Source organism: uncultured Thiothrix sp., from assembly GCF_937873765.1.
Lineage (GTDB): Bacteria > Pseudomonadota > Gammaproteobacteria > Thiotrichales > Thiotrichaceae > Thiolinea.
This window is the reverse complement of sequence record NZ_CALMZC010000009.1, coordinates 1-26,579: the sequence shown is the minus strand read 5'-3', so window position 1 is coordinate 26,579 and position 26,579 is coordinate 1. Positions and strand designations below refer to the sequence as shown.

Genomic DNA, 26,579 nt, shown 5'->3' with positions numbered 1-26,579 from the left:
ATTAGTGCATAATCTGACCAACAATTCTATTTATTGGGGAATCGAGTTTAAATGCAGTTGCCAGCACCGTTAAATACACCGTACAAAACCCTCATTGCTGATATTGAGAAAGGATTGGTGAAAATCCCTCGCTTCCAACGCAACTTTGTATGGAGTAGGGAACAATCTGCAATGCTGATTGATAGCTTGCTGAAAGGCTATCCCATTGGTACTTTCATCACATGGAAAACTAAAGAACAGCTTCGAGCTATTCGCAACCTAGGTAATATGTCTCTTCCTCCCGTGCCAGATGGTGACTTTACGATCTATGTGCTGGATGGACAGCAGCGCATGACAAGTCTGTTCTGCGCATTGAAGGGAGTGAAGGTTGAGCGTGATGGACGCACCGACGATTTCTCGGAAATTTACGTCAACCTCAAAGCAACAGAAGATGAACAAATTGCGACAACCGAGATAGAGATGTTAGATGATGGTACGTACATCAGACTGACGGATTTAACTAACGGAAGTCTGAAGGTACTGGCTAGCTTCGACGAAGAATTACATGACAAGATTGATCAGTACAAGAACACTTTGCTAGGTCATAACTTTTCCATCGTTGAGGTAAGAGAAGCACCTATTGAAGTGGCAACAGAGATATTCACCCGCATCAACGTGGGGGGTAAGCCCTTGAGTGTGTTTGAAGTCATGGTTGCAAAAACTTACATGCCTGCATCCACCAATACCCAAGAGTTTGATTTAGCTGACAAGTTTGATGCTCTATGCGCTGAACTCGACAATATTGAGTATGGTGAGATTTCTAATGCTACCGCATTACAGACTATTTCCTTGATACTTACAGGAAGTTGTACACGGCAAGATATTTTACGTCTCAATAAAATGGAGTTTGTTGCGATATGGCAGGATGCCACTCAAGCGATCAAAGCTGCTATTGACTTCTTCCGACAATCACTGCATGTGCCTGTGTTGCGATTGCTACCCTACCATGCACTGATAGCACCAATTGCGTATTTTTTTTACAAGACTAAAGGCAAACCTGCAAACACTGCACAACATAAATTGCTGACCGACTTCTTTTGGCGCGTGGGGTTATCTGAACGCTATTCTAGTGCTGTAGAATCAAAACTTACCCAAGACATCCGACGCATTGAACAAATACTAGAAGACGAGTGTCCTGAGTATGATTTTGGGGAAGGAATCAATGCCCAATACATTCAAGAAAATGGTTTTTTCAGCACCAGTAGGAGCTTCATAAAGGGAATGCTGTGTATTCTATCCTCACTCCAACCTAGGTCATTTCATACGGGAGCGGCGGTCAATATTCGCAATGATTGGTTGATCCAAGCCAACAGCAAGAACTACCACCATTTTTTCCCCAAAGCTTATCTCAAGAAGATAGGAAGCGATGACTTTTACATCAATCACATCGCTAATATCACTATTGTTGATGACTTCTTAAATAAACGCCTGATTGGCGCGAAACCTCCATCCAAGTATATGAGAGAGTTCTCAAAGAACAATCCTGCTATAAATGAACACATGGATACACACTTAGTGAAAATGGAGTGGGGTGTTACAGATAATAACTACGACCTATTCTTTGAGGAACGCTGTGCTGCTTTGGCAAAAGAAGTTTCCAAACGCATCAGCAAAAAAAGGAGGCGTCACAAAATTTCTTCCTAGTGTATCACCAACAATAAAAATTAGGATCCTCGATTTGGTCATCACAGTTTGAGTTGACAGGAGGTCAAACCCTAAAATTTAGGTTTGGCGATGAACCAGTTTTACATGTAAAACTGGCTTAGGGATGTGCAGGGCTTGTCCCCGCTTGCGGGGATGCAGCGCAAGCGAAACCCGGAGCAGCCCGACCCGCAGGGGAAGCCCCTGAATCCAGCTCTCTTGGGGCGTTGCCCCAAACCCCAAGGTATTTACACCAGGATGAGAGGGCAGGGGAGTTTTACATGTAAAACTATGCATACGACAAACTACTCACCAAGAATGAACAATCATGGAAATCCCACACCTTGGAACAGTCACCAAAGATCACCAGTTTGGCTGGTACTACAGCCTACCTATTCTCATTCCCGTACTGGGTGGGCTTGAATGCTGCATCGTCCTTGACGACTACGATGAGGATCAGTCTAAAGAAGAATTCCACACCGCCATCCTGAATTTCCTTTCCATTTCCCCTGATGTCCTGAAAGCAGCAGAACCGCACTTGTACCGCTATTACCAAGACTGCAATGCCGACTTCGCCCCGGAAGAAGAAGGACACCTTGAAATCCCAACACCCGAAGGTGTGTGGAAACACATCCAGTTCGGCACTGAACCAGTGGTTACTCGCCGCGCTTATCGTGACAAAGGCGTGTATGTCTCACTGGAGTGCAACTGTGACTGGGAACAAGAACACGGCCTGCAAATCGTGTTCAAGAATGGCCTAAGCGTCAACAAAGTTGGCCCCTACGACGGACACCTGACCAATTCGGATGCTTATGCGCAGGATGAGCTGGAAGATGTGGTATACCTTTAAAGTTTAACGGTACAAACCACTTAGGAGTTAAAGTCATGTGAGAAAAACAGTTGTATCGACAGGTGAAAACTCTAATGCGCCATCATTACCATCTAACCATGACAGAAGCCTTGAAACTTCATTTTCTTTGATTCGTCCTGTTTTTTTCATAATCCAAAGTAAAGAACCTACTATCCGCCCAGGTCTCACATCCAACGCCCCAGAAATGCCGCCAATTGTGGCAATACCAGCGGTCATTCCAGCACCAGCACTCATGCCTAAACTTAAGGTCTTATCATGTTCCCCAATAGCAACCAAGTCATATTTCATCTCGCCGAGATCACGAATTATCATCCGATACGATTGATCAACCCGGCATTCATAAATATCTTTCCTCTTTGCCCCTTGAATTTTCTTAACCTGTAAAGAAGGATGTTTGGGGTCACTCATTAGCAGCAAAAAGACTTTTGGCAATTTCGCACGAATTTCCTTGGGTAATGACTCGGCTGACTTTGCGAAATCCTTAGACATGTTTAGCATCATTGTATTGTTATCCGCTTATTTTAATTCTATAGCAGTATTCTGTAGTTACGTTTTACCGCATCACTCGACTTCATCAGACGGTATTCCATGCCACTTGCTACTGCTATCTCGTTGGCAAAGGCTTTCTTGGCTTGCACAACCACATCATCGACTTGGTGATCACCTTTTACTTCGACAATCACGTATTTCTCAGAACCATCCAGTTCTTGGCGCAAAAAGAGGAAGTCAGGGTAGTAGCTGCGTACTGCTCTTGAATCTGGGTCGATGTACTGAATGAAAAAATCAGATTGACCGTGGGTCAGCATCCCTGTGAAGTACAACTTTTTGACGCGCTGTTCCCGTAACAAGTCCCAAAACAGTTGGCGTTCTGGAGTCGAGTCGAAACAATAGGTATCCAGATGGAAGCTCTTGGCACGTTCTGCTTCATCAATAACATCCCCCATACGCACGGTCATCTCGGCGTTGGCAGACATTTCGTAGTAGCCATTAGCAGGTAGTTTGACCAGTTCAACTTCGTGTTCTTCGGTCTGTTCTTGTTCGTCTAGTTCGTACAACAACCTGAACAGTCGCGGGATAATCTCATCATACAGCAATTCGTTAAATTCGTTGGTCATCACCACCAGCTCATCCGTACCTTCGTGGGTGGTGTCCAGCAAGTCCTCAATCGCCAGCGGGCTACGGTTGAGGTAGCGGGCTATCTCGGCCACCAGCGAGAGGCGGGAAAACTCGCGCTTTTCGCGTTGCCCAGTCAAGTCTGTCGTTTTCTCACTCTTGGAGCGTGCCGCATTGTCCAGCGTCAGACCACTACGCCGCTTCTCGATCAGGCGGTATTTTTCGATGAGCAAGTTCCACGCCTCGCGGTCGTTGCGGTCAAGCCCCAGTGCCACACCGGGCGATAATACCTTGTCGCGCACCGTGAAATGCTTGCGTACCCGCACCAGCCTGATTTTCACGGGTGGCTCAACCACACGGATATAAACTGGAGGGTTCCTTTCTGGCTTGGTCAGCTCGTCGGCACTGACGCGGAAGTTTTGCTGTAACTCGTTGTCCAGAATAGTCAGATTGTCATCTGAGAGGAATACATGCCCGGTGTGTTGGACTTCGCCGATGGAACGCAAACAACGCATCGTCGCTTGCAGGACGAACACTTTTGACTTGGGTTCGCGGAACATCGCCACACCAAACAGGGAACGACAGTTCCAGCCTTCCCGCCCTTTGTTGACCAACAGGATGAATTGCTTGTCAGAGGAGGGGGTGTCTAGGCGGTTAAACTCGCGGATGTCGTCGTTGCTGGTTAGCTTGGGGTCGCCGACGTTGACCAGAATGCTGGAGGCCGGGATAGCGTGTTTCCCCAGTGCCTTTTCAACAGCGGGTCTGAGTTCACCCATCAGCTCCTCAATGGAAGCAGCGAAGAACGCTAACTTAGGCAGCATCCCCTCTGGGCGTAACCCCTTGGTCGCCGCCAGAAAATTGCTGACGGCAAGATCAACAAACTCGGTGTTGCGGGTGTTCTGGTAGCTCACAAGGTTTACCAGCTTGAGGAAACCCTTGGTGATGGCTTCGCTCAGACCATAGGCATACACCACCTCGGGTAGCACCGCTTGCCCCACGTAAGGCGTGCCGGTGTAGTTGTAGCACGCCACAACTTTTGTACCGGACTGACGCAAGCTGGCAGCGAGCATGTCAATGGTGGTGCGTAAGCTGGTATCAGTTTCTTTTGTCCCCACTCCCATATCCTTGGCAAGGGTCTTGCCAAAAGCGTGGTGTGCCTCGTCTACGTAGATGCCAAGCTGTTCCAGGCGACGTAACTTCTCAAAGCGTTGGTTGGTGGTGAGGTCTGCTTCATCTTCGGGTTGGTCAAAGCCGTACAGGTCGGCGGTATCGGCGTAAACACCAGCACGGTTAAAGGTATCGCCCGTTGTGCCAAATAGCTTATCTGGGGCGGTTTTTTCCTTGTTCTTGCGCTTGAGGATGATCTTCTGAGTGTTGGAGACGATGATGTTAAAGCGGGACTTGTCCATCGTGTCCAGTGACGTACCCGACTCTTCCAGATAGTGAAACTTGAGGTTGGCGTTGATGAAGTTGGCGTATTCGGGGGGAATAACGCGGCTCTTGTCGAACGACTCGATTTCACGCAACGACTGTAACACGGTCTTGTCAGGGGCGAATACCAAGGCGTTGAGGCAATACTTGGTGTCTTTATCGAATTTGTTGCCTAACAGGAACTCGTAAAAGATGCAGGTTGCCATCAGGATGGTCTTACCTGTCCCCATCGTCAGGGCAAAGATGTAGTTGGGGTAGGTGCGGGTATTCTTGCGCATCGTCGCAAACACTGCTTTGTACTGGTCTTGGGTCAGGGCATCGAAAATATCCCCTTGGCGGCGTTCACCGACAATGCCACCCTCGGCACGGCTGGCAAAACGTCCTTTCTTCTCGAACCAGTCACGGAAAATCTCCTCGATCTTGGCGTTGCCCAGAAACTCCTTGAGGAACACGTACACCTCCAACGCTTCAAATTGCGGTTGGCGCAGGTAAGCCTTGGGGTTTTTGTCCGGGTTGTTGTGGTCAAGGAACTTCTTGGTCAGTTCTTTCTGATAGCTGCGGATCGTGCCACGGTTGGCTTGGTAGAATTGCCAAAGAACTTGGAAAAAAGCGAAGTCTAGCGAGACGTTAGCGGCTTTTTTTGCCTTAGCCATTGCTGATTTCCCCTTCCCACGACTCAGACAACAGGTCGGTGATCTTCACGCGGATAGTGCTGGCATCGGCGGGAATAGGGTAGCTGCCCTGTACCAACGCATCCTTGCCGGGGATGTCTAGCACGGTCGGCTGTAGAACTGAACCGTCGTAGTTCCAGTCGATCAGGATACTCTCAACCAGCTCGCGCCAGTCTTCGACCGCCTCTTTTTGCAGGGAGAGTTTTTGCAGGAGGTTCATGGGGTAGAAGCGTTCGATGACCAGCGCACCCGACTTGAGTGCCAACCGTGCATCAGAGTCGCGCTTGAACTCCAGGTTCGACTTATCGCGCAGGATGTCCACGACCTCTACATCAATCTTGTAGGGCCTTACGGCAAGTATCAACTGTGCCTTGAGGTCGGCTTCATGCCCCATACACACCAACATGACTTTTTCGACTACTTGGTTAGGGTTCTTATTTTGGCGCTCGTCCCATGCCTTGTAGTTGAAGCCTGCGATCAACTCGTTGAGGTCGGCGCGGGTAGCGATACGGTTGACGGGCATGATCTTCACCATGAAACCGTCTTTCTCGCCGTCGAACACAGCCCCTTGAGCCAAGGGCTGGATTTCTAACGCCTCGATGAGTAAATCCTTCGCCTGTACTGGGTTGCGGAAGATGTCGTAATGGTTGACGTTGTAAACCTCAAATCCCGTGTAACGCTTCTCTGCTGGGTCAATCGACTGCTGGCGCAACCCTTCCGCCGCCTTGATCAGCCGCTTAGTCGTGGTCTGCACAGACCCCAGATTAATATCCGCCCCGATAAAGCGACGACCAAGTTTCATTGCCGTCACCTGAGCTGTTCCTGATCCCATGAAGAAATCAAGCACAAGAGAACCTGAAACAGTCGATGCCTCAAGCACCCGACTCAGAAGCGCCTCCGGCTTCTGAGTCGGGTAATCCTCTCGCTCTTGGGCTTGTGAATTGATGGCGGGAATATCAATCCAAATGTCTTGTATTGGGTTGCCTTTGGATTTATCCAGATAAGATTTCAGTCGAGGAAGCCCCCCGCCTTCTGGCCAGTAGATGTCTCCATCAGCATCTAGCTGATCAAGCTTTTCAATCGTAGTACGCCAATGATTACCATTCTTTGAAACATCTATTCCACGCCATGGCTTTCCTGTCGACCCCGAACGTAGCCCTGCCGCAATCAGACTAATCGGCTGAAATTTCCGACCATCATGACTCGTGTAACTAAAACGCTTCTGATATTCCTCTTCATACGGAGTGGTTATTGAATTCCAAAGAAAGCTAGAACCCTTTGAGTAGAACAGCAACGTGTCATGAATCGGTCCATATTTTTTTGCGCTATTGTGCGACCCAGTTCTCTTCCAAATAATGTCGTTAATAAAATTCTCCATACCGAAGATTTCATCCAGCAGACATTTAATGTAGTGAACTCTGTGTGAATCGCAGTGAAAATACAGTGACCCACCATCAGTGAGGAGTTCTTTTGCCAAAACCATCCTCTCGTAAATGAACTGCAAATATTCGTCGTTACTCCAAATATCACTGTATTGCTTTTCCTCAAACGGCGACGAATCGGAAGAAGCGCTTCCACTCTTGATGCTAATTGTCTTTTTATACTCCGCTTTTGAGTCGAACGGTGGGTCTATGTAGATCAAGTCCACCTTGCCACGGTACTCTTTCAGGAGGTGGCTCATGACTTGCAGGTTATCGCCCCAGAAAATCTTGTTACGCCAGCCGTCCACCTCTTCACCGTGGATCTCTTTCAGTTGGGCAGGGTAGAACTGGGTAGACGTAAATGGACGCTTGCCGCGCCAGTTGAGCATCGGGTAGCCCTTGATCGGTTCAAACTGGTACTTTTCAACGCTTTCAACAGCTTTCCCGCCATCGCTTAGTTCAAGACTGGCTTGCTTCTCGTGTGTCATGGATATGAATTTCCTGTTTGCAGTTGCAAGTTAGTTAGCTAATAGTTTGTTGAACTGCTCGAACACTTTTTCAAAGCTATCCAGTGTCTCGTTCACTCCCACCTTATCATCATCAAGAATCTGAGGATTCCGAATAAGCCAATCAGAAGGGGTAAAATGGTTAAACTCAGGGGCAGATGGCGACATAACCTTAAACTTATCTTCGGTTAATTTTACCATCCTACTTTCTTTTGTGAACACATCAGCCGTTAGCTTAATATCATCATTCAGTTTGAAAGCAGCATTAACAATTTCAGCATAGATTGCTGGATGGAATAAGTCCTCAACGTCGCTTTCACTTTTATTTGTAAAGTCACTGGTAGTAAAAACCTGCTCTGTTTTCAGAATCTGATTTCTTCTCAGATTTTCCACTTTTTTCTTATCATTGTTGCCATAGTCACATAAAACAGCAACATTGAGCTTATTACCGCCAAAAAGTGACGCGAAAGACTGAACCTTGTCGATTCCACCCGTTGGGCATACTGTCCAGCGGCGATCAAGCCCCTCCCGCCCACGGTTCAACAGTGCTTGTGAAACCGCTTGTATGTAGAGAACATCCGAAGGGCCTTCAACCAGCAAGGTGTTCTTACCAATAAATAAGGATTGGGTTATCTCATAGCCCAAATGCCCTTGTAACGGGAAAAGTGTATCCTTATCAACCGACAGTACATCAGCCGTTACTTTAGTGCCTTTAACGATTGGACGACGACCACCCCGTTCGTACTCGATAACATCCTCAACTACCCGCACATCCGCCATACGCTCCGCTGGCACCATGAACGGTGAATGTGTTGTATAGATCACTTGATGGGTTGGTAATAAACGCTCTTGGATATACCGCAGCAAATCCGCTTGCGCTTTGCCATGCAGTGTAAGCCCCGGCTCGTCAAGCAAGATGATGGCATTACCCGTTATTTTTTTAAGTTGTTTGAACTGGGCAAGGAATGAGAAAAACCAGACAAATCCCGCACTACGTTCTGAGAGAGGCACAGTCACCCGATGATTTTTGTTTTCTATACGAATTCTCGCCACCGTCCCCACATTGAATGGAGGAGTGTCACCAACTTTCCCTTCCGATAATTCTATTTTAATCTCAAGGGCATCATTCTGACTCCAAAATTCAAATATCTCATCAGTTATATCATTTGAAGCACCTTCGCACTTGGCTTTCAGCTCTTCATAGCGCTTAGTATCACGCAGCTCCTCAACAGTTGTACCCGCATATTCAAGAAAATCTAAAAATATCTTATCTTCTGACTTTACATTTCCTTGTTGCTTATCCTGAGCCAACTGATTTAACGCAATATCTCCAGCCATTCGCTCGAAGTGGGAAGTATAAAAGAACTTCGGAAGACGAATTTCAATTGCTTCAATCACGCCAGCCCGAACGGAACTTTCGCCCATTCGTGTTCTCAACTCATCCAGTAGGGCTTGTTGTGCAGGCTGTTCAAGCTGTGTCAGAAAATCAACTGCCCCCTTAACTGATGAAACCTTCATTAATAGCTCATGTTCAGTATCATCAAAATGATGTTTTTTCACACAATGCCTAATGAAAGCTATCTCATCAACCTGAACATCCCACATCCTAGTTGAATAACCAATACCAAACGAAATCCCCACTTCAGCGGAGCAAAGCACTCCAGCGCCGAATTTCCCAGAGACTTGCGCCATGTCTTTCTCATCCAGTATCCAGCGCGTATTAACGACTTTTGACCTACCATCTAGGTGATGTTCGTCATACTTATTCAGGTAACGCCGTGGATAATCACGGGTCTTGTCATACGTGTAGCCACTGGTTGAGTTCAGTCCATGCAGCGCATGAAGAATCGCGGTCTTGCCTGCCTCATTCTTGCCAACCAGACAAGTAAGATCACCAATCTCAAATTCACCACTGTCTTCAATAGAGCGAAAATTCTGTACCTGAACACTGATTAACTTCACTTCCTGAAACTCCATTTCTTGTTGTCACAATACGAGCGCATATCACAGTTCACGCACAACTTCGCAGGTCGCGCCGTCATGCTGTAATCCTTCTTCTCGATACGCTCCACGATCTCATCAAAACGCCCAATAGTATCACCAATCGCACGGTCATCTTTCGCAAACGTGACATAGGGGTTGCCACTGTCCTCACCTGTGTAATACAAGTGCATACGGCTCACCTTCTGCCCAGTGCGCTCCTCCACCAAATGTGCGTAAACCTCCAACTGGTGCTTATACCGCTCCAAGTTGTTACGCTCTTTCTCCAAGTCTGGCTTTTTCTCTGACTTGAAGTCGATAATCTCCACCGTCCCGCCATCACCACGGATAAGGTCAACACTCCCCATGAGGATGTACTGATCTTTGACCAGCGAAATATCTACTTCTGCTTCCCTAATCCGATCCCAACGCCCATTTTCACGTTCGTAGTAGCGCAACACATGCCCTAACGCCGCGTGTTGGGAACTCTCCGCCAGATAAACCCGCTCTTTCTTCGATAGCATCGCGTAGTTGGTCGCAAACCACCCCTCGATGTTCTCCCGGTTTACCGCTTGTTCTTCACCACGCAACACCGCCTTATGGATGTCCTCGATAGTTTGGTGAACCAACGTACCAAACAACATCGGGCTAACCTTGATCGGACTAAACTCCAATTCCTTGAAGAAGCGATACTGTTCCGCACAATTCTCAAATAGCGTGATATGGGAAGTGAACGAATATTCCCGCTTGATGTTCATTTCCTTGACCGCTTCAAACTCCAGCGCCGCCAAATTTACCGCTTGCCAGCGCGGTAAATCATAGAAAACCTTGTCAAAATACTTGGACGGCGATTTACCACGTCCATCACGCTCCTGAGCCGCCAGCACCAGCAAGTTCTGCGCCCGCGAGAAGGCCGTGTAGTACAATCGCCGGAAGTCAAAGCTCTTGATGTGTTCCAACGGCTCAAAGCCTGCCTTGGAGAGGTAGCCACCGTCTTCCAACAGCTCATCGAGTGCGGTGTATTGCTTGCGCGGCACAGCTTCCAACGAACCGACTACCACCACTGGAAACTCCAGCCCCTTGGATTGGTGAACCGTCAGGAACGAGATACATCCTTTGGGTGCATACTCTGACACATCTTCATACTCGTTGATGCCGCCATCGGACAAGAAACGCAGGAACTGGTTAAACAAATCGCCGATATTCTTGTCTAGCCATTGAGGGGTTAGGACGCTGATGTAATGCAGGTACTCAAACTTTGCCAACAACTGCGAGAAGGTCGCCAGATTGCGCCCCGCTCGCCCTTTGTCTACCCCATAGAGCGCGTCATCCTCAAGGAAACGTGCAAACAGCGGGAATTGTAAAAGCTGGTAGAACAGCCCCGAAAAGGCGTAGTCGGTGTTATGGGTCAATGCCATGTGCTGCTTTGCCAACGGTCTTGCCCACTCCAACAACGCTTTGTTTTCCGGCTTGCGTAGCTCATCAGTAAACGGCTTAAAACATTCTTGGTCGTAGTAGTCCCAGATGCCCAGCTTGATATTCGCATCCCACTGGCGCACTTGGGGAAACTGTGGGAATAGGAAGATCAAGGCTCCGATCATCAAACGGATCTCTTCGCGCTCAAAGAACATATTGGAACGCGGCGAGTATACCGGAATACCGTGCTCTTCCAGATAACGTGCCATCGCCAGCACCCGCTCATTCTTAACCGACTTAAACAGGAACGCGACCTGGTTCCAGTCCTCCAGCCCTGCGGTCTTCAGCCCCTGCAAGAAGGTCATGACCTCGGCGTGCCACACATGATCTTCCTTCTCTGCATCACGCGCCGCCAGCCTCACTACCGTTGGCTCTTTCGGGAACTGCGCCTGTTTTGCCTCGATCCGCTTGGGAAAGCGGAAAGTGTGTGTACCATCCGTCCACGTCTGCCCGTCCATCCAGCGGTTGTAAAAGCTGATGATGTCCGGGTGAGAACGGTAGTTGGTGGATAGCATTACCTGCTTGCAGGCGTTAGCGGGAAACAATTGCGGGAATTCCAAAATATTGCGGATGGTCGCACCACGAAAACGGTACAAACCTTGGTCGTCATCACCCACCACACACAAATTACCTTGCTCACCGGCTAACAGCAGCAAGATGCGTTCCTGAATGGTATTGGTGTCTTGGTACTCGTCCACCATCAAGTAGGAGAGTTTGCCGCGCAACTGCTCTAACACAGTGGGGTGGTTCTCCAGCAAGGCCAATGCTTCGTACTGGATACCGGAGAAGTCCAGATAGTTGTTCTCGTGTAGCAACGTCTGATATTGACGGTAGCAGATAGCCAAAGCGCGGATGGCTACGTCTGGCGCACTATCTAGCTCGTCTAGGTTAAGGGCTTCTTCACTGACCTTGTTGACCCACTTCAACAGTTGTTCGGACTGTTTCCAGCGTGAACTACCATGAATATCGCCGATGACCAGTTGAATATCAGGGATGTCATGGAATACCTTCATTTTCTGGTACAGGAAATATTGCTGGTCAAACTGGTCCATCAAGGTGTAGTTGCGCTTGAGGCGGGTAAACTCGCGGAACTCTTCCAAGAGGCGCAGACAAATTGAGTGGAACGTCCCCAAGTACATCTCGTTGAGGTTGAACTTGATACCCAACGCATTGAGACGGTTGGATATTCGGGTGGTAAGTTCACGAGCGGCCTTGTCGGTAAAGGTTACGACAAAGAGCGATTCGGGGGTAACGTTCTTTTGGGTGATCAGATAGACGATGCGTTCAACCAACGTGTAAGTCTTACCGGAGCCGGGGCCTGCAATAATTAATACCGGCCCGTCGGTGGTCAGAATAGCTTGTTGTTGTTGCGGATTAGCGGTACTACTTAACGCGAGCGACTGCTGCGGTTGCCGGTTGGTATCGACAATCTCGATAAAATCACATTCCATGACACCCCTTGGTTTGTTCAATCAAAGCCCGATGATCAGATACCGCAAACTATAAAATTATTTACTGGATACTTGAATGGTTATTATGACACATAAATTGCCACTCTCTCAGTGATTGTGATCACGAAACAAGCAGCCAACCTGCATCAAATAATCAGGCCCCCAAAAGCTCATGGACTAAACATTCACTGCAATTCACTCTGTTCCGCAGGGTTCGTGTGCTACTCGAACCAGAGTAGAGTAGTGGCGTACCCGTTCTCCTGGAGGAAGGTTTCTTCCATGACACTATCAGGTGGATTTGTTGCCCTGCTTGTATCAAACCACAAATCGGTAGCCGACTCCTGTCTATAAACAGAATTCGCAGTCATTGTCTGGATTTTTTGGCCAAGGTGGTTCGGCAATGCGTCATTGATGCCAACTTTTATCCAGAAGCCAAGAGCCTCGTTCCTTCTGATAGAGCGCACCTCACCGTACTGACTGAATATCAACCCTAAAGGATGTCGGAATAAATCCTGATAACGATAGGCACATGCTTTGAAACTCACGTCACAACAATCGGCAAGACTCACCAATGCCATGCAATCAGGGGACTCCGGGTAATCTGGATGGCTTGTGAAAAGAGACTCAGGCATGAGAAGCTGAGCAGAAAACTCGTTTGCTTCGACTTCAATAGGGTTCAGTCTTAGGCGACTCATCATGTCATTGGCGGAACATTCCATGAAACAGTTATGCTTGGGTAACAGGAAATGCCCAAGTTCATGCCCAAGCGTGAAGCGCTGCCGTTGTGGCCACGATCTGGAATTTATTGCTATTATCCCACGGCTCTTTTCAGCATTTGCACGCAGAACACCTTCAAAAGCATCGAACTTCTCATAACGGATCTTAAATATTCCAGCAGCGCGAGCAATGTCTTCTAATGGTACAGGGAACCCCAAATCAGGGTTCTGCCTGAATATCCCGGACACAAATTCAGGAGGACTACGGAAGTCTGCAAACTCAACCAGTTCCAGTTTCACCATTCTTGTTGCTGAGCTCCTCTGCCAGTGAAAGCAGGATTTTTCGGTCATTGTCGGTCAGAGTCATGCCTTCGATCTGACGCGCAAAGCCCTGAATGAGATCAGCTTCAACCTGATCCTTAAGTCCTGCAAGATAATCCAAGCTTACAGCATAATAGACAGAGAGCTTTTTCAGCAAATCAAGAGATGGGTTTTTACTGGTTCCTCTTTCCAATTCCCATATATGAGGTTTGGATGCTTCCACTGCATCGGCAACCGCCTGTAGTGACACCCCACGATTGAGCCGCAATTCCTTCAGACGTGTACCTAATGACATTTGAGCCTCTCCTAGCGATGTATGTATATTTCTAACTTAGTGTATGGCTTTTTCTTTACATTGGCAATCCGTTAGATTAGTCTTACCAGAAGTTAATTTCATACGGATGGTTACAATGTCAAAGAAAAATCAGCATGTAGTTCCTCGTCAGAATGGCTGGGCTGTTATCGGCGAAGGAAATCAGAAAGCCTCCTCGGTTCATGAAACCCAGAAGGAAGCCATTGGCAAAGCCCGCGACACTGCAAAACAGCAAAAAACGGAGTTGCTTGTACATGGTAAGGATGGACACATCCGGGCGAGGGATAGCTATGGGAACGACCCTTATCCGCCAAAAGGATAACTATCGTGCGTGATTGGACACCCCAGAGACACACATTGTCTTGTGTATCACATTTATTGCAAATACTACGATACCGACTGCCGTCACCTTTTTTGAGTCGAAGGCAGAATCACCGACTAGGTAGGTCGTATCCATCACTGTGGCAGTGCTGCGGTGTTTGATTCAATCGAAGACCAAAATACAACTAAACAACGAACCGAAAAGGGGGAAATATGACTTGTAAGAAATAGAAGCGGACAAACCAAGAGGCTTGTCCGCTGATGATGAGTAGGTAAGTTACCAACTCACTTGGTGTAGGAACCTTCGAGTGTAGTACCTGCTCATCTCTCGTTCAAGAACTCTTGATAAGTGGATCATTATTTTCCTTATTTAGAGATCATCAATATGCAAATAAGCATTAGCGTGGATGGCTGCACGCTTAAAACAGCCGCTGGTCTTGTCAAAGGTGCGGAACTGCGCACTTTGGCGAACGTCCCTCCCGATGAGCATCTGGTTATCAACCGGGCACATGCCCTTGATGTACCAGTGAAAGATAGCGACTATCTGGTTCTCACTGGTGACGAACAACTGGTAACAGGCCGCAATAGTCACATGCTTCCTGACAATCCTTGCCTTGGCAAGCCCATCACGATCACAGTCAATGACACCCCATTTGAGCTGAAACACGCGAAAGTGACACTGGCAGATTTGCGTGAATTGGCCGGTGCTGATGCTACCGATGGCGTTTTCCTGGAAATGCCCCAAAGTGCGGACGAGCCACTAGCAAATGTGGAACGCCTTGTTGTCCAAGATGGTGATGCTTTCATTACCGTGCCGTGCGGAAATGTAGGAGACCACAACACTACAGGTGTTGGCGTTCTGCATGACGTTCATCATGACTTCCAGCAACTCCAGCAACACTACCCATCAGCGGAGATCCATCCCGATGGGGCGAGTCATCTGGTAGTTATTCGCGGTGTACATCTTCCTGCTCACTGGTCTAGCGAGACGGTGGACATGCTTTTCCCTGTCTCTAACCTGTATCCACAGACTGCACTGGATATGTTCTGGGTTTCCCCCAAACTGTCACTGAAGGATGATAGACAACCAGAGAATGCTGTCAGTTTTGACCGCCAGTATTTGGGGGGAACATGGCAAGGCTTTTCTTGGCACTACCCACCCGCTAATCCGTGGATGCCAGGCAAATGCAATTTGCTGTCACACCTACGTTTCTCCCTGTCACGTCTTCACCAGAACAGTTAAGGGGGTAACATGGTTAGCATGAGGCTTTTGCCGGAGCATTACATCCGGCTCAAAGCTCAGTTGACCAGTGATAACAGTGTAGAACAAGGATGTTTTGCACTGTCTCATCACGTCAATCTGGGCAACGATACCCTACTACTAATAACAGACATTATTCCGCTCACCTCTGATGATTTTGCTTTACAGAAAGATGACTTCCTTTCTGTAAAGCCAGAAGTGATGTTGCGAATAGCCCGCATCGCACAGAAGGCTGGCAAAGCTGTGTGTATGATTCATACTCACCCCTACACCATTGGGCAAGTACGATTCTCTCGTGCAGATGATATTGGAAATGAACGCACCTTTGATTTCTTCAACCGGATGTTGCAGGGGAAATTAAATTCATGCTTGGTATTCAGCGGGGATATGCATTCATTTGAAGGTCGTGTTTATCCTATCCAGCAGGCATGGCGACCTATTGAGACACTTACTGTTGTGGGTACTCCCCATTTTCGGTTGGTGGATCAATCAATATCAGAAAGCTTTGATCGGCAAGCCCGTCTGTTAGGCAGGAAAGGGCAGGGCATTCTTGGACAACTTTCTGTCGGAATCATTGGTGCGGGAGGAATTGGCTCAAACATCGCAGCTATACTGGCTCAGTCTGGTATAGGGAAACTGGTCTTAGTGGATCACGATGTCATTGAAACCAGCAATCTCCCCCGCATCATTGGCGCAACACCACGAGATGCCCAAGAAAATCATCACAAGGTAAATGTGGTGGCCCGTTATGTAAACGCCGTGACCCCTGGCTGCAAAGTAGAAACCTATCCGTGCAGGGTACAGGATGTCGGAATGGCATTAGCAACGGTAGATGTTCTGATCTGTGCAACCGATGATGCCCAAAGCAGAGCCTTCCTGAACAAGCACTGCTGGCAATATTACATTCCATTGATGGATTTGGGCGTCCAGTTCGTGGCAGATGAAACATCTGGGGAACTGATTAATGAAATCGGCAAGGTCAACTGGATCGTGCCGGGTACGACTTGCTTATGGTGTACTGGTCATGTTTCCAGTGAGTTGCTGAGACGAGAGACTTTATCCCCTGAAGCTGCGGCGCAAGAGGCGAAGGCAGGTTATATCCGTAACATGGACATACCGGAACCCTCCATGATGGCGTACAACATGCAGATAGCCGCCAGAGGCGCACAGACCTTGATTGGTAACATGACTGGCTTGGCTCCATCAACCCCGGATGTTATGGAAAATTTCTACTTTCTCGGTCTGAACGGCAGGAAACATCATCAGCTTGTCCGTAAACGGCAAGAAGAGGGCTGTTGGTTATGCAACTCCCAGTCTCCCTACCTTGGAGCTGGCATGATGTGATGTTGGCATGGCTCATCCCTCCCTCGCGGGATGAGCCATCAAGCCCCCTCTCGCCACTCTGGGAAAATGTACGGAGCGAACTTGACCCAAACAAGCGTTGCAATAAGTTTAATCGTGAAATCACCACATTATTCTATCAGTAATACATTCTGTTCAGTTATATTCAAAAATTATAAGACAGCATCAGTTTTGATCATAAGTAAGCGGAAAGCCATGGTTATCATTTGGGTCTGGAAGACTCAAAGAAATATTCATGGTGGGGAGAGCTGTTGTGTTAGCAACTTCCATCAGCAAACACTGTCTCTGCCAAGCAGGAAGAGCAAATTTGCTTCACACAGGTTGACTGCCGGACAAATCCGGGGAAAGGAGAAGGGTAGCTGAATGACAGACCAACAACACATTAAGGTCATCGCTGAAGAGGCGTTACACACTTTCGACGAAATCGCCGCCAAAGCCGAGCTTGGCTATAAGGCCGCCTGTAGCAATGCTTGCGAGGCTCCGTTTGCCAGTGTCAATTCATTCACCACGCCTAATGCTGCCAACAGAATAGGGCAAATATTCAGTAGCAATAGAGAAGGCTATCACCTACTACTGAAAGAACCTGCTATAGCTCGAATAGTCGTTGAGGATGAAGATGGCCACCAACGGACTATCTACATCTCCCGCAAATATACCGTACCGATGGGTGACTCCATCGAGTTAGCCAGTTACAAAACAGCATTTGGACGTTTAGCTGCCCTTGATGTCTGCGATGAGCTTACAGTTGAGATCGGCGACCAGAAAACAACCTTTACGTTGCTGGAAAAATCGGGATTTAGGCCAGTCTCGCGTGATAACAAATGGGATTCTGAACGCAGTGTCTTTGAAGGGGAGGATTACGGCCCAATAACCGTTTCATCCCTACTCGACTGGTTGAGCAGTCAAGGACTCACTGATAGTGCCTCCGAACTTGAAGCTTTACTTGCTGGTTCAGGCGAAGTAGAACTTCTGGAAGGGCTGCACCATGAAGTCCGTATATCTATGGGATTGCGGGATCAGCCTATACTGGACAAATTCCAGGATGAAATATTCCGACTACCCTTGGACAGCCAGCTCTTGATATTGGGGCCACCCGGTACAGGGAAAACAACCACCCTGATACGCCGCCTAGGACAAAAGATCGACCCAAAACTATTGGATAGCCACGAAAAAGCCAAAGTCCGTAAGATCATGGAGAGCAAGGTGGATTATTCAAGTCACTGGCTGATGTTCACTCCCACTGACCTGCTGAAGCATTATGTGAAAGAGGCGTTCAACCGGGAACAGATACCCGCATCCGACCAACGTATCCGAACCTGGGATTCTTACCGGAGTGAGTTGGCTCGTAATGTGTTGGGGATCCTGCAATCTGCCACTTCTGAAGGAAAGTTTATTTACAAACCGAAGTTGCAGTTACTGCTCTTAGCCGTAGGCACGTACCCCAATGAATGGTTTGACAGTTTTAGTCAGTTCCATGCTGAACGGATTTATGACCAGTTACAGCAAGGCATCACCCTGCTCAAATCTCTCCGCACAGAGAGTAATGCCTCCATTATCGACAAGCTAGAGACAATAGTCTCTGATGCAACACCTGCCACCCTCATCAGGGCTTACCAAGCTATCGAACCGGTTGAAGCCGATATTGCCAAACTCCTGACCAACCTAAAATCAGTCTCAGACAAAAATATCCGTACAGGTCTAGTCACCTCATTCAAAAAAAACAAGGAGTTCTTGCGGGAACTGGCAGTATTTCTTGATGACCTGAAAGCGGATGAAGAAACTGAAGATGGTGATGAAGACTTCGATGATGAAAATACTGAAAGTACCCCATCTGTCACAACAACATCGGCTCAGAAAGCAGAGAAAGCCTATAATCAGGCCATCCGCAGTCTGGCCCGATATAAATTCCTCAAACGCAGCATTCCCAAGGGCAGCCACCTAACCAAAATGCAGAACTGGTTAGCGACCAACCTACCATCTGATGAAATGTTGATTACAATAGGGGAAAATATTGCCACCCAGAATGGGCTGCGACGTTTTGTTAATCCTTCAAGACGGTATATTTCGGATATTCCTGCAAGTTATCGTGAATTCCGCAAACAGTCATTCAAAGACGGGAACTGGTATCAATCCTTACCCGACAACAACAAGCATATTGGATCCATGGAGCTGGATGGAATCATTCTGTTGATGCTGAAAAATACCCGCTCCATGCTATCCCTATCTTACGTCAGCAGAAATGTTGAGCAACCACGTTATTCACTGGTGAAAATAATTTCAGACCGATTCCAAAGCCAAGTTCTGGTAGACGAGGCCACTGACTTTTCATCTATACAGCTTGCCTGCATGGCAAACCTGACACATATGGAGACCAATTCCTTTTTTGCTTGTGGTGACTTTAACCAGCGAATCACGACCTGGGGTGTAAGAAGTCTTGACCAGGTAAACTGGGTATCTAAAGGCATCAATATCAAGCAAGTTCAAGCCGTATACCGTCAAAGCCAGAAACTAAACGAATTTTCTTCCCACTTACTTCAGGTCATGGATGGTGAAACTGAAAATAGGGGTTCTGTTCCTACCCATGCAATGCATACTGGCTTTGAACCTGTTCTGGTCGAGGGATGTTCTGAAAACAAGCTGGTTGTCAAATGGCTAAGCGAACGCATTCAGGAGGTGGAACGCAGCGTAAGACAAATGCCGACCATTGCTGTTCTTGTGAACCATGAAGATGAAGTAAAACCTGTCGCTGAAGCCCTCAACGAACTACTGGAGGATGTCAATCTGAAGGCTGTGGCTTGCACCGAAGGTAAATCGTTAGGGGAAGGAACGGAAGTCCGCGTATTTGATGTCCAGCACATTAAAGGGTTGGAATTTGAGGCTGTGTTTTTTGTCGGGATTGATCGGCTGGCTGCACAAATCCCGGATCTGTTTGGCAAGTACCTCTATGTTGGTGCAACCCGTGCCGCCACGTATTTTGGCATGACTTGCGACAACAAGCTGCCTGAAGTTATAGAGCCATTGAGAGACTCTTTCAGGGAACACTGGTGATACCCATCCAAGCGGAGCGCGGCAGAGGCCAGGGATGCGCAAGGCTTGTCCCGCCTTCGGCGGGATGAGCATACAGCGAACCTGTAGCAGCCCGTTCACGCAGTGAGGCCCATCACTTCCCACTTTGTCCAAAACCTATACAATACCCCCTGCAATAACGACCACACCCAAGGGCAACCATGTATCTGGAAAACGGCACACTCGTTTATTCCCCCTCTGACATTACCACCTTCATGGCAAGCCCCTTTGCCTCATGGATGGAACGCCTTGCCCTGGAATACCCTGACCGTTCCCCCGAACCAGACCCCGCCGATGAACTCGGTGGTGTTCTCCAGCAACGCGGCCTGCAACACGAAGCCCACCAGCTCCAGCAATTCCTAGAACAAGGCTTCACGGTTGCCGACCTGTCAGAACAGGCACTGGGCAGCAACAGTTTACCCCTGCGCCAGCAAGCCACACGGGAGGCCATGAGGGCAGGGTATGGCATCATCTATCAGGCTGCCCTTGAACAGTCACCTTTCCGGGGTTATGTCGATTTTCTGGTAAAAGTCCCCGGTTCCAGCCAGCTCGGTGATTACCACTATGAAGTCTGGGACACCAAACTCTCACTCAAGGTCAAACCCGCTGCGGTCGTCCAGCTCTGTTGCTATACCGATATGCTCACCCGACTTCAGGGGATACAGCCTCTCCATCTGGTTGTTGTCACCGGCTCCGGCGAAGCCAAAATACTCAAGGTGGAAGATTACCTCTATTACTACCGTTCCCTGCGTAACCGCTTCCTTGCCCAACAACAGGCATTCCACCCAAGTCAGATGCCTGACCCGGCAGACTCCACCAGTTTTGGCGGTTGGTCACAGTTCGCGGAACACCTGCTGGATACACAGGATCACCTCTCCCGTGTTGCCAATATCACCCGTTCCCAGATCAAGAAACTCAACCAGGCCGGTATCCATACCTGTACCGCACTCGCCAGCACCGAATTACCCCGTATCCGGGGAATGCAGCAGACCCGCTTTGAATACCTCAAGGCACAAGCCACCCTCCAGTTGGCCAGTGCCGGACAAATCCCACCCCTGTATGAAATCCTCAAACCGGACAACGGCCAAGGCTTGGCTCTGCTGCCACCCCATGATGCTGCCGATGTGTTCTTTGACATTGAAGGGTTTCCGCTGGAAGAGGGCGGGCTGGAGTACCTGTGGGGCAACACCTATTTCGATGAAGCAGGGCAACGCCAGTTCCTGGATTTCTGGGCGCACAACCCGAAACAGGAAAAACAGGCATTCCAGTCTTTCATCCAGTGGGCTTACCAACGCTGGCAGGCTCACCCCCATATGCACATCTACCACTACGCCAGTTACGAAGTGACGGCCTGTAAGCGGCTGATGGGACGCTATGGTGTGTGTGAACACGAAGTTGACCAGCTCCTGCGCCACGGTGTTTTTGTTGACCTGTACCGCATCGTCAAGACCGACCTGCTGCTGGGGGAACCGCGCTATTCCATCAAGAATGTAGAACACCTGTACCGGGGCAAGCGGGATACGGCTGTCGGCAACGGCGGTGATTCTGTGGTGGTGTATGAACGCTGGCGCGAGATGCCGGACGGTGACACGTGGGAGACCTCCCAAATTCTGCGTGACATTCGGGACTACAACCGTGATGACTGCGAATCCACCCAGGAACTGACCGCATGGCTGCGGGAACAGCAGGCTATCCACGGCATTGGATGGGTTGCCCCGACAGTGCCGGACAACAAGGATCAAAAAGAAGAAATTACTGAACTTACCCGTTTGCGTGACCAGCTCCTGCAACGCATGGAACAGGAACCACCCACACAGGCTGCCCTGACAGAACATCTGGCATGGACACTGGAATTCCACCGCCGCGAAGCCAAGCCCGTCTGGTGGCGGCTATTCGAGCGCAAGGCTTCCACCCATGACGAGCTGCTGGATGATATTGATTGTCTGGCCTGCTGTACCCTGACAGATGCCCCAACATTCAAAGCAACCCCCAAAGCAAGGAACCTCGCCTACACCTACACGGTGGAAGCACAGGAATTCAAACGCCCCAGAGGTTCTGGCGGCAAAGATCCCAAAATGTTCCTGTTTGACGGCACAGATACCCACGATGCCACTTGGCTGGCAGAACACTGCGACCTGAACGCGGGTAATGTTGTCATTCAGTTGGGAAAGACTGTCCCGTCATTCATGTCCCTGCTGCCCAACGAGTACGTAAACCCCAAACCCATCCCGGAATCCATCCAATCCGTGGTAGCAGCCTATGCACAAGGGCAGGGCTACCCTGCTGCCATCATGGATTTCCTGCAACGCCGTCCACCACGCCTGCAAGGTCACGAAGGCAATACCATCATCCCTGCGGATACGCCCAACCGCTTGCAGGCCATTATCGCTGCGGTTTGCCGCCTTGATAGCAGCTATCTGGTATTGCAAGGCCCACCCGGTACGGGCAAGACCTTCACCGGCAAACACATCATTGCGGCATTGGTGGGGCAGGGCAAAACCGTCGGTATCACCAGCAATAGCCATGCAGCCATCAACAACCTGCTGGTTGGGGTTGCCAGTCATTGCCGGAAAGAGGGGATTGAAGCCCATTGCTGCTGTACCAGTGAAACCGGCGATGATATTGCTGCCAATGGCATCCACGTTATCAAGAATGACCAGATAGCGGAGCATATCCGCCCCGGTTGTGTGATTGGCACAACCGCCTGGGGTTTCAGCCGTGACGATGTGGCTGGCCTGTTTGATTACCTGTTTGTGGATGAAGCAGGGCAGGTATCGGTTGCTAACCTGATCGGCGTCAGTCGTTCTTGCCGTAACCTGGTCCTGATGGGCGACCAGATGCAGTTAAGCCAGCCATCACAGGGATCACACCCACAAGACAGCGGCAAATCCGTACTGGATTATCTGCTGAAGGATAATCCGGTCGTCCCCCCTGACATGGGCATTTTCCTGGACACCACCTACCGGATGCACCAGGCCGTCAACCAGTTTATCAGTGATGCCATCTATGCAGGCCAGCTCCAGTGCCATCATGGCAACAACCATCAGGTAATCCCCGTACCAGCAGGGTACTGCGGTCTGCTGGATCAGCCTGCCGGTGTCCTGTTCATTCCGGTAGAACACGAGGGCAACACGCAAGCCAGTGAAGAGGAAGTAGACCAGATTGCAGAACTGGCCAATGAATTACTGACCCGCACATTCACCGACAAGGCAGGCCAGTCTCGCCCCATCGGCTGGGACGATATGCTGTTCGTGGCTCCCTACAACCATCAGGTCAACTACCTGAAGCAGGCCATGCCGCAGGCAAGGGTAGGGAGTGTGGACAGGTTTCAGGGACAGGAAGCACCTGTGGTGTTTTTCAGCCTGTGTACCAGTGATGCCGCCGAAGCACCACGCGGCATAGACTTCCTGTACGAAAAGAACCGCATCAATGTCGCCATCTCCCGTGCGCAGGCACTGGCTATCGTGGTCGGCAACCCGGCACTGTTCAGTACCCCGGTGAACTCACTGGGGCAGATGGAAAAGGTGAATGTGTTGGCGAGGTTGGAGGGGTATGTCTAGACAAAAGTTAGCAACCACTAGCCATCAGAGAATATTCGAGAACGCTACACCTTACATGTGACTATTATGTGAGCAATAGCTGTATATTTCCTATAGAATAAAATATAGACTACATATGGTTTCCTGATGGCATTTACCAGTCATGATGACCATATTAAGTTTTTGATTATCATCAACAAAACCACCATCATCAGCAATTATATATAACAGAGGATCTCATGTCGGAATTCCAGGTCAATGAAAACTCCTATCAAGAACTCCCAAACCAAGAAAAAAAAATATTCACTGCTGCTGAAGAAGAAATTATTAGATCGACAAATAGTAAGATTCGTAGTTTTCTATACGAATTGAAAGAAGGTGTAACCAATTATCGTAGCTTGCACAGTCTAACAGAACAGGTTGAACATCAATATCATGGGCGTTTCCTCGTTGAACTAATACAAAACGCTCATGATGCTTTGTCGACTTCTAATTACTCAAATGATCATGGTCGAATCGAAATTTTTCTGAAGAAAGATGAAGAGGATTTCGGGGTTTTGTATATAGGAAATGATGGATCACCATTTTCAAAATCAAATTTCACCAGCTTGTCACAACTTGGACAAAGCGATAAAAACCCGCAGGAGTCGATAGGAAACAAAGGCATCGGTTTCCGAAGTGTACTCGAAGTTACTAATTCACCAGAAATCTACTCACGAGCTAAAATAGGAAATCCAACTTTCGATGGATATTGTTTTTCATTTTCCCAAAAAATAATCAAAGAATTAACAACATCTCTTTTTAGCATACTAGATGGCCAAGATAGTGTTACTTCACCATTAATCGGGGAAATCAAGGTAGATTGGCCATTATCAAAACTCCGTGAGAAGATCAAACATAAGGCCGAACAAGAAAAGATGGATGAGCGATGCTGGATTGAACGAGAAATGCGTTATCTATCGCCTTACTTTTTACCCATATCATTAAGTAATAGCGACAAAAACACAACAATTACTGAGTACGAAAATCGTGGGTTTTCTTCACTTATAAGACTGCCCCTGAAAAATCTAGAAATCAGTAAATTAATAACTCTAAAAATAGAAGAGCTTAACTCCAGTACTATATTATTTTTGGAACGAGTGTCTACACTAGTCTTACACTCAGGAAATGAGTTACGAGAATACTCAAGAACTCAAACAAAAAGATTAAATGGACATGAAGTCATCATTTCAGACGTACAGAGTAGTACTAGTGACCGATATTGGGTATGGAAACGTGAAATTAATTTAACTGGAAATGCTTTTGAATATGTCCAGAAAGCACTGGGGACACTTCCCGGAAAATGGCCATTACTTAAAGAAGCAACTATTTCAATTGGCGTGGCAATCGAAGATAACCCTGAGTCAGGAATGCTAAGCATTTTTCTCCCGACCCTACTAGATACCGGCTGTGCAGCTCATATCAATGCCCCATTTTTTGGTGATATGAGTCGTACACATATTGATTTTGGAGATACGGAATCCTCTGACACATCAGGCGGGGCTGTCTATAATCGCTTCCTACTCAGAGAAACGGCACAACTCACACTATCGGTCATTAATAACGATTTAGCTGGAAAGGGTATAGATGAAGCAAAAGCTATAATAGATATGTTATCACCCTATGGTCATGACACAAGCGCCATAGAACGTTGGCAACGACTTATTAATGAAGCAGAAAAAACATCAGAAATAAAAATTGTCAATCAGTGCTGGGCATTATCTGATCACGGATGGGATTCATTCAATAAGGTGTTCATCTTACCTCAAGTCTCAAATTCGACGATATTAAATTCAAACATTATTAGGAGGCACGCCAAATTCTCGCCTTACATTAAAGAACTTGATTGCAAAAAAGATGCAATAACAAGACTATATGATAAACATCACATATCTTCTTACCCACAGGCTAGAGATGTTGCCAATACATTAGAAAGCATTGCTGTAGATTTACATAAGCAAACAAATATTGACTGGAATGGATTTTGGTCTGATGTTACAGATTTATTTAAAAATAGACCAATAATAAATCTGATAGATCGAAAAATTATTTTAGGCAATGATGGGCAACTTTATTCTAGCAGTAAGAATTGTTTAATATATTTCGTACCACGAAGAACTCAGGGGGATGAAGAAGAACTTTACGATGCAAAAGAAATTCCTCCAACCCTGAGGAAATTTGTGGCCTTTGTTCATGACAATATCCACATCAAGAATGGCTCATATGATTTGAGCAATCGTAAGTTCTTACAAGATGCGAAATTAGTCCACCCATTCAGACGAGAAACTGTTCTTAGAGATATATTAGTCAAAAGAACACCCTTATTACCTGTTTCCTTCGATAGTGATGAATCCGCCTTATGTAAAGATATTCTATTGTGGGGGCTGGGTTTGATGACAAATCAACAATTAAATCCTGAGCATGATAAAACTCTATTACGCCTTTTAGAGAAACTACCTGTTCCATGCATAGGTGGGTGGTATCCTTTGGTTGAAACTTCCTTTGGAGAAGGCTGGCCTGATACTCAAGGTAGTCAAGTACATAACTATTTATATAAAATTGACACTCCTTCATCTACTGAAGCAAGAAATCGTTTGTTACTACCACCAACACATCCTTATTGGAACAAAAAAGGGGAGATTTATAGAAAAATATTACTGAATGCAGGCGTTTCGAGTGGAATTCGATTAATTAAAATAGGGGCGGAATCATGGGGGAGCCAATTTGGAGCATGTCCTGGCAACTTCCATATTCCGTCGTTATCACCGCCTCATTGTTCACAAAATGACTGGGACAACTTTAAACGCGAGATTGATAACTCATTCAATCTAAGTTATTCAGGATGGTTTAAATATAGCATAAGTACCCTGTACACATTGCCAGGATTAGATAATTATAGAGATTTCGACACTGCAATGAAGAAAGCATTCATGGATGTTGTACTAAGCAGTATATGCAATTGGAGTCATGGATGGGAAGAACTTATTAAGTAACTAGCTAGAAGTTTCCACGTATAAGATCCTGCTGGTGTAAACTGGTAG

At 47.7% G+C, this 26,579-nt stretch carries 15 protein-coding genes; 8 read left to right on the top strand and 7 right to left on the bottom strand.

Going from position 1 to position 26,579, the window contains the following annotated elements; all coding sequences use genetic code 11:
• Positions 1 to 51: 51 nt before the first annotated feature.
• Positions 52 to 1,683, top strand: a complete 1,632-nt coding sequence (locus tag Q0307_RS01575) for a DUF262 domain-containing protein (RefSeq protein WP_298655469.1) — start codon at positions 52 to 54, stop codon at positions 1,681 to 1,683.
• 325 nt (positions 1,684 to 2,008) lie between these two features.
• Complete coding sequence (locus Q0307_RS01570; RefSeq protein ID WP_298655466.1) at positions 2,009 to 2,530, top strand: hypothetical protein; 522 nt, start codon at positions 2,009 to 2,011, stop codon at positions 2,528 to 2,530.
• 33 nt (positions 2,531 to 2,563) lie between these two features.
• Here Q0307_RS01570 and Q0307_RS01565 read toward each other — a convergent pair whose 3' ends face one another.
• The 7 genes from Q0307_RS01565 to Q0307_RS01535 form a co-directional block, all read right to left on the bottom strand.
• Entirely contained in the window at positions 2,564 to 3,040 is a 477-nt protein-coding gene (locus Q0307_RS01565) for a hypothetical protein (RefSeq protein ID WP_298655463.1), read from the bottom strand.
• Between the two features lie 38 nt (positions 3,041 to 3,078).
• Positions 3,079 to 5,748, bottom strand: a complete 2,670-nt coding sequence (locus tag Q0307_RS01560; RefSeq protein ID WP_298655460.1) for a DEAD/DEAH box helicase family protein — start codon at positions 5,746 to 5,748, stop codon at positions 3,079 to 3,081.
• On the bottom strand, positions 5,741 to 7,675 hold the full coding sequence (locus tag Q0307_RS01555; RefSeq protein ID WP_298655457.1) for a site-specific DNA-methyltransferase: 1,935 nt from the start codon (positions 7,673 to 7,675) through the stop codon (positions 5,741 to 5,743). The genes Q0307_RS01560 and Q0307_RS01555 overlap by 8 nt, the downstream gene beginning before the upstream one ends.
• Positions 7,676 to 7,705: 30 nt before the next feature.
• Positions 7,706 to 9,655 (bottom strand): AAA family ATPase, encoded by a 1,950-nt coding sequence (locus Q0307_RS01550; RefSeq protein WP_298655454.1) that lies wholly within the window; start codon positions 9,653 to 9,655, stop codon positions 7,706 to 7,708.
• Positions 9,652 to 12,600 carry an ATP-dependent DNA helicase gene (locus tag Q0307_RS01545; RefSeq protein ID WP_298655451.1) on the bottom strand — a complete coding sequence of 983 codons (2,949 nt, stop codon included), beginning with the start codon at positions 12,598 to 12,600 and terminating at the stop codon, positions 9,652 to 9,654. The genes Q0307_RS01550 and Q0307_RS01545 overlap by 4 nt, the downstream gene beginning before the upstream one ends.
• A gap of 221 nt (positions 12,601 to 12,821) precedes the next feature.
• On the bottom strand, positions 12,822 to 13,619 hold the full coding sequence (locus Q0307_RS01540; RefSeq protein WP_298655448.1) for an ImmA/IrrE family metallo-endopeptidase: 798 nt from the start codon (positions 13,617 to 13,619) through the stop codon (positions 12,822 to 12,824).
• A complete protein-coding gene (locus Q0307_RS01535) occupies positions 13,597 to 13,932 on the bottom strand; it encodes a helix-turn-helix transcriptional regulator (protein WP_298655445.1) in 336 nt (111 codons plus the stop codon). The genes Q0307_RS01540 and Q0307_RS01535 overlap by 23 nt, the downstream gene beginning before the upstream one ends.
• 115 nt (positions 13,933 to 14,047) lie before the next feature.
• Between Q0307_RS01535 and Q0307_RS01530 the strand changes: the two genes are divergently transcribed.
• The 6 genes from Q0307_RS01530 (at position 14,048) to Q0307_RS01505 (ending at position 26,531) form a co-directional block, all read left to right on the top strand.
• Positions 14,048 to 14,272, top strand: coding sequence for a DUF2188 domain-containing protein (locus tag Q0307_RS01530; RefSeq protein ID WP_298655442.1), 225 nt, complete (start codon positions 14,048 to 14,050; stop codon positions 14,270 to 14,272).
• Between the two features lie 348 nt (positions 14,273 to 14,620).
• Positions 14,621 to 15,514 carry an E2/UBC family protein gene (locus Q0307_RS01525; protein WP_298655439.1) on the top strand — a complete coding sequence of 298 codons (894 nt, stop codon included), beginning with the start codon at positions 14,621 to 14,623 and terminating at the stop codon, positions 15,512 to 15,514.
• Positions 15,515 to 15,523: 9 nt separating this feature from the next.
• Complete coding sequence (locus tag Q0307_RS01520) at positions 15,524 to 16,876, top strand: ThiF family adenylyltransferase (RefSeq protein ID WP_298655436.1); 1,353 nt, start codon at positions 15,524 to 15,526, stop codon at positions 16,874 to 16,876.
• Positions 16,877 to 17,257: 381 nt separating this feature from the next.
• Positions 17,258 to 19,942: an ATP-binding domain-containing protein gene (locus Q0307_RS01515; RefSeq protein ID WP_298655434.1), complete on the top strand. Its 2,685-nt coding sequence runs from the start codon at positions 17,258 to 17,260 to the stop codon at positions 19,940 to 19,942.
• A gap of 179 nt (positions 19,943 to 20,121) precedes the next feature.
• On the top strand, positions 20,122 to 23,520 hold the full coding sequence (locus Q0307_RS01510) for a TM0106 family RecB-like putative nuclease (protein ID WP_298655430.1): 3,399 nt from the start codon (positions 20,122 to 20,124) through the stop codon (positions 23,518 to 23,520).
• Positions 23,521 to 23,738: 218 nt separating this feature from the next.
• Positions 23,739 to 26,531: an ATP-binding protein gene (locus Q0307_RS01505; protein ID WP_298655427.1), complete on the top strand. Its 2,793-nt coding sequence runs from the start codon at positions 23,739 to 23,741 to the stop codon at positions 26,529 to 26,531.
• Positions 26,532 to 26,579: the final 48 nt, after the last annotated feature.